Origin of the sequence: Pseudoduganella plicata (assembly GCF_004421005.1) — a bacterium.
GTDB lineage: Bacteria > Pseudomonadota > Gammaproteobacteria > Burkholderiales > Burkholderiaceae_D > Rugamonas > Rugamonas plicata.
The window spans coordinates 522,959-539,631 of record NZ_CP038026.1; the positions used below are offsets into that span (position 1 = coordinate 522,959).

The following is a 16,673-nucleotide window of genomic DNA, read 5'->3' on the forward strand; positions in this document are numbered from 1 at the left end:
CCGTGGTTGTAAATGGCTGGGTTCGATGCTACAGCGATATCGGACGCCGTCAAGACCGTTGCAATTCGATTATGTAGAAGGCTGGATTTTTCGGCGGGCATAGGCTACATTCGCCTATAACGCTGACAAGCTGTTTCAAAATGGGCATGGCAATACGCCGCCCGGGCCACTTTGAGACAGTTTCCTGGCACAAACAATGCGATGCGGCGCGACCCCGGGCCGCTGTTACGCTTCGCTCCCACTATATAAACGGTTTTTTCCCGCGGACAGGACGGCCACCATGAAAGTCTCAGAAATCCTTCAAGTCAAAGGCAATATCCTTTACACGATCAGCCCCGACCAGCCGTTGTCCGAGGCCGCCGACACGATGGCGGAAAAGGACATCGGCTCGCTTGTCGTCATGGAGTACGGCGACCTGGTCGGCATGCTGACATTCCGCGAAGTGCTCAAGGCGCTGCACGACAACGGCGGGTCCGTGGGCGCGGGCACCGTGCGCAAGCATATGGAAGACCATCCGATCACCGTCACGGCCGACACGGAAGTGAACGAAGTGCGCCGCATCATGCTGGAGAAGCATGCCCGCTACCTGCCCGTGATGAACGCCAAGACGATTCTTGGCGTGATCTCGTTCTACGACGTGGCGCGCGCCGTGCTGGAGGCGCAGAGCTTCGAGAACCGCATGCTCAAGGCGTATATCCGCGACTGGCCGGCGGAAGAGGATGAGTTTGCGGCGGCGAACCAGCGCTGATCCGCGCCCCGTCATGAAAAACGCTGCCCTGGCAGTAATGCCGTTCAGTTAAGACTGAACGGCATTTCTATTTTGCGGTTGTAAACGCCCCGCATCACTGTTAACCTTCGTCGCCATGTTCGACGACACCCTGCATTTCCTAGCGAATCATCTCGAGTCTCCTGATTGGGCGAGGCTGGGAGAGCATTTGCCGTATGAATGGGTCGAGCAGGCGGTGTTGAGCACGGAGGCGGCCAGTATCCGACATCGGCGTCTACCCGCTGAGCAGGTCGTGTGGCTGATGGTCGCGCTGGCTTTGTATAGGCACAAATCCATCAGCGAAGTGCTCGATGATCTTGGTTTGGCGGTACCGGATTCACAGACGCCATTCGTCAGCAAGAGTGCTGCGGCACAAGCCCGCCAACGCGTCGGACAAGCACCTTTGAAATGGCTATTCGAGCGTTCGGCCAGGCACTGGGTTGCGCAGGACAAGAAGGCCTATCTGTTCAAGGGGTTGCAGTTGTTCGCCATGGACGGAACAACCTTGCGTACGCACGACACGGTGGAAAATCGCGAGCATTTCGGGGCGCAAAGCTACGCGAGCGATACGGTCGCAAGCTATCCTCAGGTGCGAGGTGTCACCGTGACATCGCTCCCTACGCACTTGGTACACAGCGCCGTGTTTGGGCCGTACTCGACCAATGAAATGCTGTATGCAAAGCAGCTGCTTGGCGCCATTCCGAATGAATCACTGACGGTTTTCGATCAAGGTTTTCTGTCAGCCGAGATCTTATGTGGCCTGACAGGCAGCGGCGCTGAACGGCACTTCATCATCTCGTCCAAATCGAATACCAAGTGGGAAGCAATCGAGGGCGAAAGCGAAGATATGCTGGTGCGCATGCGCGTCTCGCCCCAAGCCAGGGCCAAGTGCCCAGAGTTGCCCGAGTTCTGGGAAGCGCGGGCAATCACCGTCGTTGACGCCCAAGCACGCAAGCGCATCTTGCTGACGTCGCTACGCGACCGCCGTCGCTACAAGCCAAGTGATATCGCCCTCTGCTACGACAAGCGCTGGGGAATTGAGACGAGTTACCGGGAGCTCAAGCAGACCATGCTCGGCACAGCGCTGACGCTGCGCTCGAAAACCGTGGACGGGGTATATCAGGAAATCTGGGGCACTCTTATTGCTTACAACCTAATCCGGCTCGAAATAGCCAAAGCCGCACTGGCCGTCAAGTGTGAACCGACCGAGGTAAGCTTCATCCGCGCTTTTCACCTAATCCAGTTTGAACTGCACTGGGCAGGGGTCACCAGGTCGTACGGAAAACTGCCTGCATCAATGAAGCACCTACGAGAAAGGTTGGTTAGCCTCCTGAACGACGAACGGCCCGGCCGCAAATGCGACCGGGCCGTCAAGGCAACGCCGAAGCGTTACGCCGTCCGGAAGGTCAAGAAGCTACCTTAACTGAACGGCATTACTGCCCTGGCAGCGTTTTTTTATAGGTGGTGAAAGTCGGGCACATCATGCCGGATGGAGCGATTCGCGGGCCAGCCAGTGGCCCAGGTCCTTGGCCGGCATTGGCCGGGCAAACAGATAACCCTGTGCCAGCGGGCAGCCCAGGTGATACAGCACCTGCGCCTGGCGTTCGTCCTCGACGCCTTCGGCCACGATCGACAGCCCCAGGTTCGTGCCCAGCTGAATCACCATTTCGGCGATGCTGCTGCCGCGCGACGAGCCCGTGATCTCGGTGACGAACGCGCGGTCGATCTTGAGGCGGTCGACCTGCAGCCGCTGCAGGTGCGACAGCGACGAGAAGCCCGTGCCGAAATCGTCGATCGCCACCTTGACGCCCGTGCGGCGCACCTGGTTCAGCATTTCGATCAGCATGTCCGGCTCTTCCATCGCCATCGATTCCGTGATTTCCAGCTCCACGTATTCGGGCGGCGCGCCGGTATCGTCCAGTGCCCGGCGCAGCATCGACAGGAATTGCGGATGGCGGAACTGCACCTGCGAGACGTTGACGGACATCGTGAACGCCCGGTGTCCGGCCGTACGCAGGCGCACCAGTTCCACGCAGGCCGTGCGCAGCACCCATTCCCCCAGCTCGATGATCAGGCCCGAATATTCGGCGATGGGGATAAAGCGGTCCGGCGGCACGAACTTGCCGTCCGGCGTGCGCCAGCGCAGCAGCGCTTCGGCGCCGACGGGGCGGCGCGTGGCCAGGTCGATCTGCGGCTGGTACATGACGAACAGCTCGTTGTGGCTGAACGCGGTACGCAGCGCGTGCATCATGCGCACCCGTTCGCGGATCTCGACGCCCATATTGCGCGAGAAGTAGAAGTAGCCGGCGCGCTGCTGCGACTTGGCGCGCTTGAGCGCGATGTCGGCGTCCTTCAGCGCGTCGGAACCGCTGCCGTCATGCTCGACCAGCCGCACGAGGCCCAGCGTCGCCGTCTGTTGCACGTCCTGGCCTTCGATATTGAACGGTTGCTGGAACAAGGCCAGGATATGCGCCGGATTGACCTCCTGCTCGTCGCCCAGCACGCAGAAGATGTCGCCGCCGATGCGCGCAACCGTCATCTCGTGGCCCAGCCCCTGGCGCAGCCGTGCGCCCACGGCCGCCAGCAGCTGGTCGCCGAACTCATGGCCCAGCGCGTCGTTGGTCTCCGCGAAGTGATCGAGGTCGACCAGTGCCAGCACGGCTTCCTCGCGTCCCGGCCCTGCCACCGTGGCATCGAGGATCTCGACCAGGCGCGTGCGATTCGGCAGTTTCGACAACGTGTCGTAGAACGCGGCGTCGTGCAGGTGCGCCAATAGCTCCACGTTGTCCAGGCCCACCGCCACATTGGCGGAGAAGACGTCCAGCAGGCGCTCTTCCAGTTCCGTCGGGGCGCGTGCCACTTCCAGTTGCGCGACAAACGTGCGACAGGCCTTGCCGGCGAAGTACAGCGCCACGCCGTGCCCGGTGTACAGGTTGCGTTGCGCTGCCAGTGCCTGCGCTGCCAGCGATGCGGGCAGCGTATCGCGTTCGAATGCGCGGCCCTCAAAGGCCAGCCAGGCGCCCGTTGCCGCCATCACGTGCAGCGTTTCGCCGTCGCAGCCTTCCAGCGCGCACAACAGGCCGCTGCACGGCTGTCCCAGCAGCGTCGCCGCCTGCGCGAGCACGCCGCCAGCGAAACTGCCCACGCCGTGCAGCGCCATCAGCTGCGTGCTGGCGTGGACGATCTGGTTCAGACCACGCCGGCCGTCGCTGATCTTGCGGATCTGTTCATACGAGCGGATCGCCGCCGTGACGGTGGTGTACAGTTTGATGCGGGTGAGTTCGGACTTGGTCTTGTAGTCGTTGATGTCGAAGTCGCGGATGGCGTCGATCTCCGGCGCGTAGCCGGGCTGGCCGGTGCGCAGGATGATACGCACGTCCGCCAGCTTCAGCGTCTCGCGGATGTGCCGCACCAGATGCAGGCCGGCGTCGTCCTGCTCCATCACCACGTCGAGCAGGATCACGGCGATGTCGGGTTCCACGCGCAGCAGCTCGCGCGCCTGGGCCGCCGAGTAGGCATGCACGAACTGCAGCGGCCGCCCCTGCATGTCCAGGCTGCCCAGCGCGAAAGTGGTGGTGGAGTGGACGTCCGCGTCGTCGTCGACGATCATCACGCGCCATACGCTGCTCGGGCCCTGCTGCGCCGGACCGGCGGCGGGCACCGGCGCTTCGTCCAGGAAGATCAGGTCGTCCTGGTCGTCCCCGGCATGCGCGGTGGGAGTCATCGATGAGGGCATGCGTCCTTCTCCAAATATTGCCTTGAGTGCCTTGGTTTGCCGGCCTAAGTATATAGTGATTTGAATAATATTCGGGAGAAGACTGCTGCAAGGAGCCGAATGTGGCCTGAAATCATGAAATTACACCAAGGAAACGATGTTTTTCTGCAATACGCAGGCGCCGCCGCGCGCGGTCCGGCGCTGGCAGAGACGATGCCAAAGCGGTAAAATTGACGATTCCTTCCTCAGTTACCTGTTCTCAGATCCCACACTATGTCCGGCAATTCCTTTGGCAAGCTGTTCACCGTCAGCACTTTTGGCGAATCCCACGGACCGGCGATCGGTTGCGTCATCGATGGCTGCCCGCCGGGCCTGGCGTTGTCCGAAGCCGACATTCAGCCCGAGCTGGACCGGCGCAAGCCCGGCACATCGCGCCATGTGACGCAGCGCCAGGAGCCCGATGCCGTGCAGATCCTGTCCGGTGTCTACGAGGGCGTGACGACCGGCACGCCGATCGCGCTGCTGATCCGCAACGAGGATCAGCGCAGCAAGGATTACGGCAATATCGTCGACAGCTTCCGTCCGGGCCACGCCGACTACACGTACTGGCATAAATACGGCGTGCGCGATCCGCGCGGCGGCGGCCGTTCGTCGGCGCGGCTGACCGCGCCCGTGGTGGGCGCCGCCGCGATTGCCAAGAAGTGGCTGAAGGAGAAACACGGCACGGAATTCCTGGGTTGCATGAGCCAACTGGGCGAGATCGAGGTGCCGTTCCAGGACTGGGGGCACGTCGGCGCCAATCCGTTTTTCGCGGCCACGGGCGACGCGGCCCTGATCGCGCGCATGGAAACCTACATGGACGACCTGCGCAAGGCCGGCGATTCGATCGGTGCCCGTATCGACGTCGTCGCCCGCAACGTGCCGGTGGGTCTGGGCCAGCCGATCTACGACAAGCTCGATGCCGATATCGCCTATGCGATGATGGGAATTAACGCCGTCAAGGGCATCGAGATCGGCGCCGGCTTCCGCTCGGTGGCGCAGCGCGGCTCGGAGCATGGCGACGAGCTGACGCCGCAGGGCTTCGTCGGCAACAACGCGGGCGGCATCCTGGGCGGCATTTCGACGGGCCAGGACATCACGGTCTCCATCGCGATCAAGCCGACGTCGTCGATCCGCACGCCGCGCCGCTCCATCGACAAGGATGGCAATCCCGTCACCGTCGAGACGTTCGGCCGCCACGATCCGTGCGTGGGCATCCGCGCCACGCCGATCGCCGAGGCGATGCTGGCGCTGGTGCTGATGGACCACGCGCTGATGCACCGTGCCCAGTGCGGCGACGTCAGCGTGCGCACGCCGGACATCGCCCGCGCCGGGCGCTGAGCCAACGCAGCACTAAGCGGCCCGGCTCGATTCGACGTCGAGCTGGTGGCGCCGCTCGACGGCCCGCACCACCAGCGCGCGCATGTCGTTGAGCAGCGCGAATTCCGGCTGCGACAGGTCGATGGGCGGGAACGTCTCGTCCCAGTCGCCGTACAGGAAGCCGGCCGGCTGTCCGTGCGACGTCAGCGGCAGGATGACGAAGCTGCGCGCCTCGGCCAATGTGCTTTTCCACCATTGCGGCAGCTTGGCCGCGAACTTCGGATCGCGCGCGTTCTCGATGAAGATGACGCGGTCGCTGGTGAGCGCCGCGTGGAACACGTTGGGCTGGTAGCTGTCCTCGAACGACATGTCTTCCAGCTGGTCCTTCAGCGACTCGCCGAAGCACATGCGCGCCGAGTAGCGGTTCTCGCGGCGGTTGCGCACGAACGCGACGGCGCGGGAAAAATCCAGACCCTTGTAGACGGTTTCCAGCGCGATCGACACCATCTGGCCGGGACTGGCGTTGTCCGCCATGTCGCGCATTTCCGCCAGTCCGCTTTGCAGGATGCGGTTGCCGGCCGCGCGCTGGCGCGTACGCGCCATCTCCCTGGCGCGCCGTTCGGCGGGCTTCGACAGCGGTGCGACCGACAGGTCGGCGGCGCCGGTCTGGCGCGCGCGGGCGATGGCGCCGGCGGCCAGTTCCGTGTCCAGGCCCAGCATCGGCGCGTAGAGTTCCGTGACGCGCCGCACTTCGGCCGCGCCTTCCTCGCTGTCGTGCCATAGCGATTCGGCGCAGCGGCGCGCCAGGGTCGAGATGGCGGCGATCCAGTCGGCGTGGCTTACAGGCGTATCCGGGTCGATTGGCTCGATGCTGCGCATGCCTGCCAGCAGGTTGGCCGGCAGGCCCCAGTGCAACGCCGTGGCGCGGCCGATGTCGGGCAGCCCGATGCCCAGCAGCGCTTCGGCCGCGGCATCCTCGTTGCCCACACCTCCCAGCTGCTGCAGGCGCGGCCACGCCTCCGGCATGTAGAAGGTCACCATCATGCGTCCCAGCGTGTGCAGCATCGAGCACACCACCGCCTCCTCGGCGTGCAGGCTGTGCACGCTGCCAGCCAGTTCGCGCGCGACCAGACCGGCCAGCAGCGCCTTTTCCATTTCGATGTGGGCGTGGGCCGAGTCGGGCCGCGCCACCGACAGTTCCTCGATCAGTTTCAGCCCCAGTGCCAGATGGCCGATCGCCTCGGTGCCCAGCACCAGCACGGCCTTCGTCACGGTGCTGACGTGCTGGCCGAACGCCGAATACATGCCGCTGTTGGCGAGGCGCAGCACCTTCTGCGTCAGCACCGGGTCGCCCAGCACGGTCTCCGTCATGCTGAACTGGCTGTCCTCCTCGCCGCGCATGGCGCCCAGGATGGCGCCGATGGCCTTGGCAAAGCCGGGCATGTCGCCCTGGCGGCGGTTGCGCTCCCATAGCAGCGCAAGGGTCTGTTCGCCGGCGCTGCCGGCCTTGATCTTTTCCGTCATCCTGCCACCCGTTGCGGCTTTTCCGGCATCGCGTCCCGAGTCACGTCTTTACGCACGTCCCGAATCACATCCCTGTAATGGCGCTCCGTCAGCGCGGCAACAGCGACGTTGGCCGCCATCGGCTTGCCCGTCAGGTAGCCCTGAACATAGCGGCAGCCCCGCTCGCCCATGTACTGCATCTGTTCTTCCGTCTCGACGCCCTCCGCGACGACGGACAGCGACAGGTGCCGGGCCAGGTCCAGCACCGCGTTGCAGATGGCGCCGTCCTTCTGCGAGCCGGGCAGGTCGCGGATAAAGGCGCGGTCGATCTTCAGCACGGAGATGGGGAAATTCTTCAGGTAGGCCAGCGACGAGTAGCCGGTGCCGAAATCGTCGATTGCGATCCGGGCGCGCCGCTCGGCCATCTTGCCAAGTATCGCCTCGGCGTGTACGGGGTCGGTCATCAGGGTACCTTCGGTGATTTCCAGGACCAGGCGCTCGCCCGGCAGGCCGGAATAGGCCAGCGCGTCGTCCAGCACGTCGAGGAATTTGTCGCTGCGGAACTGGCGCGGGCTGATATTGACGGATATATACAGAGGCCGGCGGGCCGCGTCCTCGAAGTGTCTGAGCTGCACGCAGGCTGCCTTCAGCGCCCACGCCCCCAGCAGGTTGATCAACCCATTGGCCTCGGCGAGGGGGATGAAACGGGCCGGCGGCACCATGCCGATCGTCGGGTGCTTCCAGCGCATCAGTGTCTCGAAGCCTTCGATCTCGCGCGTGGCCGCATCCACGATGGGCTGGTAGTACAGCATGAACTCGCCCTCGCGCACGGCCTTGAACATGGCCGCCTCCAGCGAGATGTCGTCTTCCGTCGGACCGCTGGCGCGCGGTGTGTAGACGACGCAGCGCGCCTTTCCCGTCTCCTTGGCGCGCGACAGGGCGGCGTCGGCCAGTGCCACCAGGCGTATCTCGTCCTCGGCATGCAGCGGATAGACGGCCACGCCGACGGACGCGCCCACATAGACCGTGTGCTGCTCCACCTCGAACGGCGCCTGCAGCGCGGCCAGCAGACGGCCCGTCACGAGCCGGATCTGCGCCTCGTTGAAGGTGCCCGGCAGGACGGCGACGAACTCGTCGCCGCCGATGCGGGCCAGCGTGTCGCTGTCGCGCAGCACGCGGCGCAGGCGCGCGGCGGCCGTGCGCAGCACTGTATCGCCGGCCGGATGACCGAGGCCGTCGTTGACCTTCTTGAAGTTGTCCAGGCCGACGGCGGCGACGGCGAAACCCAGGCCCGTGCGGCGCGCATGGGCGATTGTCGTGCGGATCCGGTCGGACAGCAGCAGGCGGTTGGGCAGGTCCGTCAGTGCGTCGTGCGTCGCCATATGGCGCAGGCATTCCTCGCTGGCGTGCTGCGCAGACAGGTCGCGGCCCACTACCAGCAGCCCGTCCGCGGCGAACGACGAGACGCGCAGCGCGAACGGGATGTCCGTGTCCGGCGCGCGCAGGCGCACGTTGACGCACGCCAGGCCGCCGCCAAGGGCCGTGCCCGGGGCCCCCGCGAGGCGTTCATGGTCGGACTCGCACACCAGCGAACGCAACGTGCGGCCTCTCAGTTTCGGCACGTCGGTCAGCGCCGCGCTGCGGCGGCTGGCAAAGCGGATGACGCCGCGCGCGTCGACGCGGAACACGACGTCGCCCGCTTCCTCGAGCAAGGCGTCGAAGGCCGGCGGCACATCGGGTTGCAGGGCGATGGCGGTACTGGACTGCATCGTGGGCTCGTTCTTTCAGGTCGGCTACGGAACGGCCCGCACGCACTCTCGTCCGGGCCAGCAGGAAATGTATCATCTCCCCGTCAACAATTACATGGGAATAGGCAACATTTACTGCGATAAACATGAAAATGGCCGGATCCGGTCAGGATTGCTGTTCCAGGTCAATCTTTCGTCGGCATTGCACGGACCCGCCGAGCTTGCGGTAGCGGAGCCTTTCCGCTAGCCTGCAACGACAGCGCAATCGGGGAGGGCAGCGTGAACGGATTCGACACCCATGAAGTCCTGAACCAGGTAGAACCGTTCGGCGACGTCAACCTCTTTACCGCCGACCCCGCGCTGGGCGAGGCGCTGGTGCGCGAAGGCGGGGCGGACGCGGTGAGGTCGCTGACGGCGCTGGGCGAACGGCTCGGACGCACCGCCACGCTGGACCTGGCTCGCCAGGCCAACGGCAACGAACCGGTGCTGCACCATTTCGACCGGGCCGGTCGCCGCATCGACGACGTCGATTTTCATCCCGCCTGGCATGCGCTGATGGCGCTGCTGATCCGCGAAGGCGCGCATTCGTCGCCACGGGAAGCGCCCGGCCCGGCGCCCAGGTGGCGCGGGCCGCCCGTTACATCCTCTTCGGCCAACTGGAAAACGGCTCGCAGTGCCCTGTCACCATGACGTATGCCAGCGTGCCGGCACTGCGCCACTCGCCGCGGCTGGCTGCGCGCTGGCTGCCGAAGACCCTCTCGCGCGAGTACGATCCGCGCCCGCTGCCGGTGTCGGCCAAGCATGGCGCGCTGATCGGCATGGGGATGACGGCGAAGCGGGGCGGCTCGGACGTGCGCAGCAATACCACCCGCGCCGAACCCGTGGCGCCGGCGGCGGCGCGTGCCGTGTTTGGCGACGACGGCGAGGACGTCTACCGGCTCGTCGGCCACAAGTGGTTCTTCTCGGCGCCGCAGGCGGATGCCCATCTGGTACTGGCGCGGACGGAAGACCGTGGCAGTGCGGGCCTGTCGTGCTTCCTCGTGCCGCGGTTCCTGGACGACGGCACGCACAACGGCGTGCGCGTGCAGCGCCTGAAGGACAAGGTGGGCAACCGCTCGAACGCGTCGGCGGAGGTGGAGTTCACCGGCGCCTACGGCTGGCTGCTGGGGCAGCCGGGACGGGGCATCCCGACCATCCTGGAAATGGGCAGCCACACCAGGCTGGACTGCGTGCTGGGCAGCACGGGCATCATGCGCGCCGCGCTGACGCAGGCGCTGCACCACGCGCGCCACCGCTGCGCTTTCGGGCGGACGCTGGCGGACCAGCCACTGATGCGCAACGTGCTCGCCGACCTGGCGCTGGAATCGGAAGCGGCAACGGCCTTCGCGCTGCGGCTGGCGCGCTGCTTCGACGCCCCAGGCGATCCGGCGGCGGCGGCGCTGGCGTGGATACTGACGCCTGCGGGGAAATACTGGATCTGCAAGCGCGGTCCGGCGTTCGGCGCGGAGGCGATGGAGGTGCTGGGCGGCACCGGCTACGTCGAGGACAGCTCACTGGGACGTCTTTACCGCGAACTGCCCGTCAATTCGATCTGGGAAGGGTCGGGCAACGTGATGTGCCTGGATCTGCTGCGCGCATTGAGCAGGTCTCCCGCTCCGGCGCAGGCGCTGGCGGCGGAGCTGACGGCTGCCGCCACGGCCAATGTCGACTACACGGCATTCGTCCGGCGGCTGCTGGCGGATCTGGCGCAACCGCCAGCCGGACCGGAAGCGGAGTTCGGTGCCCGACTGCTGGCCGAGCGCATCGTGCTGGCCGTACAGGCGGGCCTGCTGCTGCATGCGCCGGCGTTCGTCTCGTCCGCGTTTGTTGCGTCGCGGCTGGCGGATGCTCCCGGCGGCGCGTACGGGCGGCTGCCGGCGGGCACGGATTGCGAGCACATTCTGGCCCGGGCGCTGGTCGCGGCATAGGGAAGAGGGCAGCCCGGCACGGCAGACATGGACAGCGCTTGCCTGCGGCTGGGATAATGCGGCACAAACGACACAACGATCGCACAACGCAGATAGCAAAGAAACAATCAAATGAAACAAGATCCCCGTTTTCCCAACCTCTTCATTACCGACCATCCGCTGATCCAGCACAAGCTCAGCCACATGCGCGACAAGGCCACGTCGACCCGCACGTTCCGCGAGCTCCTGAAGGAGATCACACTGCTGATGGGCTACGAGATCACGCGCGACCTGCCGTTGACGACGCGCGAAATCGAAACCCCGCTGATGACGGTGGACGCCCCCGTTATCGCCGGCAAGAAGCTGGCCGTCGTGCCGATCCTGCGTGCCGGCATCGGCATGAGCGACGGCCTGCTGAACCTGGTGCCGTCGGCCCGGGTCGGCCATATCGGCGTGTTCCGCGATCCGGACACCCATCAGCCCGTCGAATACCTCGTGCGCCTGCCGGACCTGGTCGACCGCATCTTCATCCTGTGCGACCCGATGGTCGCCACCGGCAACTCCGCCGTGCACGCCGTCGACGTGCTGAAAAACCGCGGCGTCGGCGACGACCAGATCATCTTCCTGGCCCTGGTGGCCGCGCCGGAAGGCATCGAGGTATTCCAGAAGTCCCACCCGAACGTCAAGATCTATTGCGCGTCGCTGGACTCCCACCTGAACGAGCATGCCTACATCGTGCCGGGCCTGGGCGATGCGGGCGACCGCATCTTCGGCACGAAATAAGACGGCGACAGGATGGCCACGCCCGCCGATCCCGGCTACCGCCAGCATTTACAGGTGCTGGCCGACAAATATCGTGCCTCCGTCCCGCAGCGCATGGCGGCGATCGAGGCGGCGCTGCTGGCGGCCGGCGATACGCCGGGCCCGGGCGCACTGGAAGCGCTGCACGAAAGCCTGCACGCGGTGGCCGGTTCCGCCGGCTCGTTCGGGCTGCGGGCGCTGGGCGACGAGGCCCGCCGGCTGGAGGGGTTGCTGCGCGAAGCGATGGCGGGAGCGTGGGAGTGGACGGCGATTGTGCCGCAAGTGCGCAGGTATCTGGCGTGGGCGCAACAGGACCCTGCCGAGCCTTTTTAGTCTGCGCACGATTGACATATGTCAAACACGGGACATGATTATTGTCTATAGTTACACACATGCCGGGCGAAGCAGCGACGGAGAGCAACAATAGTGATTCACGGAGGGAATTTTCTTGCCGGGGCTCCACATTTAGCTCGACTTTCGCAAATATTTTCGCAAAAACGTGCTGAAACCGTGACTCGTGACGTGCTTTTGGCGCCGTATTCGGTATAATGCGGGATCGTTTAGATTCAAGGGTAGTGCAGTTAGTCTGCCATTGCATACTTGCTTCAAACGATATCACGGGCGCAAGCTCATTTAACTGTAATAGGAATTGTAATGGCAACTGGTATCGTAAAATGGTTCAATGATTCGAAGGGTTTTGGCTTCATCACCCCTGACGAAGGCGGCGAAGATCTGTTCGCTCACTTCTCGGCGATCCAAAGCACCGGCTTCAAATCTCTGCAAGAGAACCAACGCGTATCTTTCGAAGTGACCGCTGGTCCGAAAGGCAAGCAAGCTTCGAACATTCAGCCTCTGTAATACGCTGGATCTAACGAAACAAAAAATCCTCGGTTCCCGGGGATTTTTTTTGCCCCGACGCCTCCCGCCGCCGCGCCCGTGACAACATCGGGGTCAGGCACAAAAACTGTCACAACCTCGACAGTAACATCGGGCGGCTGACGAGGTATCTCTCCCGTTGCCGTCGCCGTACAGAACGCCGTGCCCAGGGGCTGCCGATGCGTCGCGCACCGATGCCCATACCAACAGCCGAGCCCCTGTCCACCCCCGGTCACACGCCGACATGTGCACAAACTCAGCTATAAGACATCGGCCCGACAGCAAGCATGCCGATTGGCACCAGTGACTTGCCCTCGCGCGTCAACTTCTCCACCGCCCTCGCGTCGTGGATATCTCCTGCATACGTTCGCAACAGCGTCCACCCGCGCCAGTCAGACGAGCAACGTAACAGCCGTGCTTGCGAGCGCTCCGGCATGTGCCCACGCCCTGGAACCTGGCGCGGCGTTACAGCCAGGTGAAATCAGCCGTTAAGCGGCCGAGTTCCTGTCCCTGTCGGGTGTGACCCAACGTGGACACAGACTCGACAATGGGCATGCGCTTCTCAAGTGGCACGTATGCCGTCGCCGGCGCCCCAGTACCCGGGCTGCCCATAGGTGCGCCGCAGGAAGTCGACAAACGCCCGGATGCGTAGCGGCAGGTGGCGTCGTTGCGCGAACACCGCATAAATATCGTTGCCGGGCGCGGCGTAGCTGTCGAGCACGGTTTGCAGGCGGCCCGCCTCGATATCGCCGCCCACCTCCCACATGGAGCGCCATGCCAGGCCCTTGCCGGCCAGTACCCAGTCGTGCAGCACGGCGCCGTCGTTGCAGCTCATATTGCCGCCTACCTTCAACGTGACGGTCTTATCACCGTCGAGAAACGTCCAGCCACGCTGGCTGCCGTCGCTGCTGATGGCCATGCAGTTGTGCCGGGCAAGGTCGTCCAGTGTCGCCGGCACGCCGTGCCGCTTCAGGTAGGCGGGCGTGGCGACGACGACGCGGTGGTTGTCCGCCAGCTTCACGCTGACGAGGTTCGAGTCGGAGAGGCTGGCGATGCGGATCGCCACGTCGACGCCTTCGCCGATCAGGTCGACGACACGATCGTTCAGATTCAGGGTAACGGTCACGTCGCGGTGCTCGGCCACGAACGACGGAACCAGCGGCGCCACGTGCTGGCGCCCGAAGCCGGCCGGTGCGGAGATCAGCAGGTGTCCGGTGGCACGCGCGCTGCGTTCCGACACGGCCGCTTCGGCCGACTCCAGCTCCGCCAGGATGCGCTGACAATCCTCCAGGAAGGCGGCGCCCTCGTCGGTTAGCGCCAGCTTGCGCGTGGTACGCTGTAGCAGCTTGACGCCCAGGCGCGCTTCCAGCGCGTCCAGGCGGCGGCCGATCATGGCCGGCGCGATGCCCTCGGCGCGGGCGGCGGCAGACAGGCTGCCGCGGGCCACGACTTCGACGAATGTGGAAATCTGTCTGAACTGTCCCATGCGATACGGCTCCATCTATGACAAAAACGCACAGATGAAGTGATTAATTGTCTTGTTTACATAAGTGTTTAGTCAATATACTGGAAAACAAGTGCATTGCACATCCGGATTGCAACCCCTCTTCAGGAGAATGACATGCGTATTACCTTACCGCCAGGAATGGAAATTATAGGTGACATCGCGCCTAGCTACGAACGCGTGCTGACGCCGGAAGCGCTGGCGCTGGTGGCGAAGCTGTCGCGTGAATTCGAGCCGCGCCGGCAGCAACTACTGGCGGCCCGCACCGAACGTGCCCGCCGGCTGGATGCGGGCGAGCGGCCCGACTTCCTGCCCGAGACGGCGCATATCCGCGCCGGTGACTGGAAGATCGCGCCGATACCGGAGGCGCTGGAATGCCGCCGCGTCGAGATCACCGGGCCCGTCGAGCGCAAGATGGTCATCAATGCGCTCAATTCTGGTGCGGACAGCTATATGACGGACTTTGAGGACTCGAATACGCCGAACTGGCGCAACCAGATCGACGGCCAGATCAATATGATGGACGCCGTGCGCAAGACCATTGCGCTGGAACAGAACGGCAAATCGTACAAGCTGAACGACAAGACGGCAACGCTGGTCGTACGTCCGCGCGGCTGGCACCTGGACGAAAAGCACGTGCTGGTGGATGGCAAGCGCGTCTCCGGCGGCGTCTTCGATTTCGCGCTGTTCATGTTCCATAACGCCCGCGAGCAGCTGGCCCGCGGCGCCGGCCCGTACTTCTACCTGCCGAAGATGGAGTCGCACCTGGAAGCGCGGCTGTGGAACGATATTTTCGTCATGACGCAAGAGGAGCTGGGCCTGCCGCAAGGCACCGTCAAGGCCACCGTGCTGATCGAAACCATCCTGGCCGCTTTTGAAATGGACGAGATCCTGTACGAGCTGCGCGAACACAGCGCCGGCCTGAACGCGGGCCGCTGGGATTACATCTTCAGCTGCATCAAGAAGTTCAAGCTGGACAAGGAGTTCTGCCTGGCCGACCGGCCGAAGGTGACGATGACGGCGCCGTTCATGCGCGCCTATGCGCTGCTGCTGCTCAAGACCTGCCACAAGCGCGGCGCGCCGGCGATCGGTGGCATGTCCGCGCTGATCCCGATCAAGAACGATCCGGAGAAGAACGAGGTCGCCATGGGCGGCGTGCGCAACGACAAGGCACGCGACGCCACCGACGGTTACGACGGCGGCTGGGTCGCCCATCCGGGCCTGGTCGAGCTGGCGATGACGGAATTTACGAAAGTGCTGGGCGATGCCCCGAACCAGATCGGCAAGCAGCGTCCGGACGTCGAAGTGACGGCCGCCGACCTGCTGAACTTCCAGCCGGAGACGCCGATCACGGAAGGGGGCCTGCGCTACAACATCAATGTCGGCATCCACTACCTGGGCAGCTGGCTGGGTGGCAATGGCTGCGTGCCCATCCACAACCTGATGGAAGACGCGGCGACGGCGGAGATCAGCCGTTCCCAGGTATGGCAATGGATCCGCTCCGACAAGGGCGTGCTGGAAGACGGCCGCAAGGTCACGGCCGGGATGGTGCGCGCCATGATCGCGGAAGAGTTGCCGAAAGTGCAGGGCGCCGCGCCGGATGGCGCCAGCCCGAACTATGCCCGCGCCGCGACCATCTTCGAGCAGATGTCCACGTCCGACCAGTTTGCCGAGTTCCTCACGCTGCCGCTGTACGAGGAGATCTGACAGGACCGGCGCCTGAGCTGCGCCGTCAGGTGCCTGTCCGCGATCGTCTGCCGCCGGTCTCTGTCGCCGGCGGCGCCTCAGAGGCTGCGCTGCGCCAGCGCCGGCCGCGCCAGGAACTCCTTCAGCCGCGCCTCGTCGACGCGATGCCCGCCGATCCGGCGCAGCAGCGCGTCGATGCGGTCGGCCCCCCAGAACAGCTCGTTCTGGTAGGCAAATGTCGGCACGCCGAAGACGCCGCGGGCGATGGCCTCGTCGGTGGCGGCGATCAACGCCCCCTTGATGTCGGGCGTCGCGGCGGCAGCCTGCAGTGCCTCGCCGTTCAGGTCGCATTCCTTCGCCACCTGGCGCAGCACGGCCGCGTCCGAAATATCCAGTCCCTTTTCCCAGCAGGACTGCGCCAGCCCGAAGGCAAAACGCTTGCGGCTCGACGGTGATGGAATGGCCGTGCACATGCGCAAGGCCAGCAGGGGATTGAAGGGGTGGCCGGGCGGACCCTTGAACGTCAGTCCCTGCACATCGGCAAGGCGCATCACGTCGCGGAAGGTCTGCTCGCGCTTGGCCGGTATCTCGGCCGGGCCCTTGGTGCCGTGCGCCTTCAGCAGGCCGGCAAACAGCACGGGTTCGACCGATACGTACACGCCCGTCGCTTCGATGCGGGCTATCTGTTTGGTTGCCAGCCAGACGAACGGGCTGACAGGATCGTAGTAAAAAGGGACGGTCTCCATGATGTCCTTCGTGTCATAAGTCA

General features: G+C 64.6%; 13 protein-coding genes and 1 pseudogene. 9 read left to right on the forward strand and 5 right to left on the reverse strand.

Translation table 11 applies throughout. The features are described 5' to 3' along the window. The first annotated feature begins 280 nt into the window (after positions 1 to 280). Positions 281 to 748 carry a CBS domain-containing protein gene (locus E1742_RS02210; RefSeq protein ID WP_134383326.1) on the forward strand — a complete coding sequence of 156 codons (468 nt, stop codon included), beginning with the start codon at positions 281 to 283 and terminating at the stop codon, positions 746 to 748. A 115-nt stretch (positions 749 to 863) separates the two neighbouring features. Continuing rightward, complete coding sequence (locus tag E1742_RS02215; RefSeq protein WP_134383328.1) at positions 864 to 2,189, forward strand: IS4 family transposase; 1,326 nt, start codon at positions 864 to 866, stop codon at positions 2,187 to 2,189. Between the two features lie 57 nt (positions 2,190 to 2,246). On the opposite strand, the gene E1742_RS02220 is transcribed toward E1742_RS02215, so the two are convergent. Further along, complete coding sequence (locus E1742_RS02220) at positions 2,247 to 4,502, reverse strand: EAL domain-containing response regulator (RefSeq protein ID WP_134383330.1); 2,256 nt, start codon at positions 4,500 to 4,502, stop codon at positions 2,247 to 2,249. 252 nt (positions 4,503 to 4,754) lie between these two features. Between E1742_RS02220 and aroC the strand changes: the two genes are divergently transcribed. Further along, on the forward strand, positions 4,755 to 5,861 hold the full coding sequence (gene aroC, locus E1742_RS02225; protein ID WP_134383332.1) for a chorismate synthase: 1,107 nt from the start codon (positions 4,755 to 4,757) through the stop codon (positions 5,859 to 5,861). Between the two features lie 12 nt (positions 5,862 to 5,873). On the opposite strand, the gene E1742_RS02230 is transcribed toward aroC, so the two are convergent. Then, positions 5,874 to 7,364 carry an HDOD domain-containing protein gene (locus E1742_RS02230; protein WP_134383334.1) on the reverse strand — a complete coding sequence of 497 codons (1,491 nt, stop codon included), beginning with the start codon at positions 7,362 to 7,364 and terminating at the stop codon, positions 5,874 to 5,876. Next, positions 7,361 to 9,112, reverse strand: a complete 1,752-nt coding sequence (locus E1742_RS02235) for a putative bifunctional diguanylate cyclase/phosphodiesterase (RefSeq protein ID WP_134383336.1) — start codon at positions 9,110 to 9,112, stop codon at positions 7,361 to 7,363. The genes E1742_RS02230 and E1742_RS02235 overlap by 4 nt, the downstream gene beginning before the upstream one ends. On the opposite strand from E1742_RS02235, the gene E1742_RS02240 reads away from it, so the two are divergent. The 5 genes and pseudogenes from E1742_RS02240 (at position 9,093) to E1742_RS02260 (ending at position 12,696) form a co-directional block, all read left to right on the forward strand. Further along, positions 9,093 to 9,338, forward strand: a complete 246-nt coding sequence (locus E1742_RS02240; RefSeq protein ID WP_134383338.1) for a hypothetical protein — start codon at positions 9,093 to 9,095, stop codon at positions 9,336 to 9,338. The two genes, E1742_RS02235 and E1742_RS02240, sit on opposite strands and share 20 nt — an antisense overlap. Positions 9,339 to 9,370: 32 nt before the next feature. Continuing rightward, a pseudogene (locus E1742_RS02245) lies at positions 9,371 to 11,058 on the forward strand (isovaleryl-CoA dehydrogenase). A gap of 111 nt (positions 11,059 to 11,169) precedes the next feature. Beyond that, entirely contained in the window at positions 11,170 to 11,820 is a 651-nt protein-coding gene (upp, locus tag E1742_RS02250; RefSeq protein WP_134383340.1) for a uracil phosphoribosyltransferase, read from the forward strand. Between the two features lie 12 nt (positions 11,821 to 11,832). Then, positions 11,833 to 12,171, forward strand: a complete 339-nt coding sequence (locus tag E1742_RS02255; RefSeq protein ID WP_134383342.1) for an Hpt domain-containing protein — start codon at positions 11,833 to 11,835, stop codon at positions 12,169 to 12,171. A 321-nt stretch (positions 12,172 to 12,492) separates the two neighbouring features. Continuing rightward, on the forward strand, positions 12,493 to 12,696 hold the full coding sequence (locus E1742_RS02260) for a cold-shock protein (protein ID WP_134383344.1): 204 nt from the start codon (positions 12,493 to 12,495) through the stop codon (positions 12,694 to 12,696). A gap of 580 nt (positions 12,697 to 13,276) precedes the next feature. Here E1742_RS02260 and E1742_RS02265 read toward each other — a convergent pair. Further along, positions 13,277 to 14,200 carry a LysR family transcriptional regulator gene (locus E1742_RS02265; protein WP_134383346.1) on the reverse strand — a complete coding sequence of 308 codons (924 nt, stop codon included), beginning with the start codon at positions 14,198 to 14,200 and terminating at the stop codon, positions 13,277 to 13,279. 135 nt (positions 14,201 to 14,335) lie between these two features. Between E1742_RS02265 and aceB the strand changes: the two genes are divergently transcribed. Continuing rightward, complete coding sequence (aceB, locus tag E1742_RS02270) at positions 14,336 to 15,925, forward strand: malate synthase A (protein WP_134383348.1); 1,590 nt, start codon at positions 14,336 to 14,338, stop codon at positions 15,923 to 15,925. Between the two features lie 77 nt (positions 15,926 to 16,002). Here the strand turns inward: aceB and E1742_RS02275 are convergent, their stop codons facing one another. Next, the gene (locus E1742_RS02275; RefSeq protein ID WP_134383350.1) at positions 16,003 to 16,650 is read right to left on the reverse strand and encodes a 2-hydroxychromene-2-carboxylate isomerase; all 648 of its coding nucleotides are present in this window, start codon (positions 16,648 to 16,650) and stop codon (positions 16,003 to 16,005) included. Between the last annotated feature and the right edge of the window lie 23 nt (positions 16,651 to 16,673).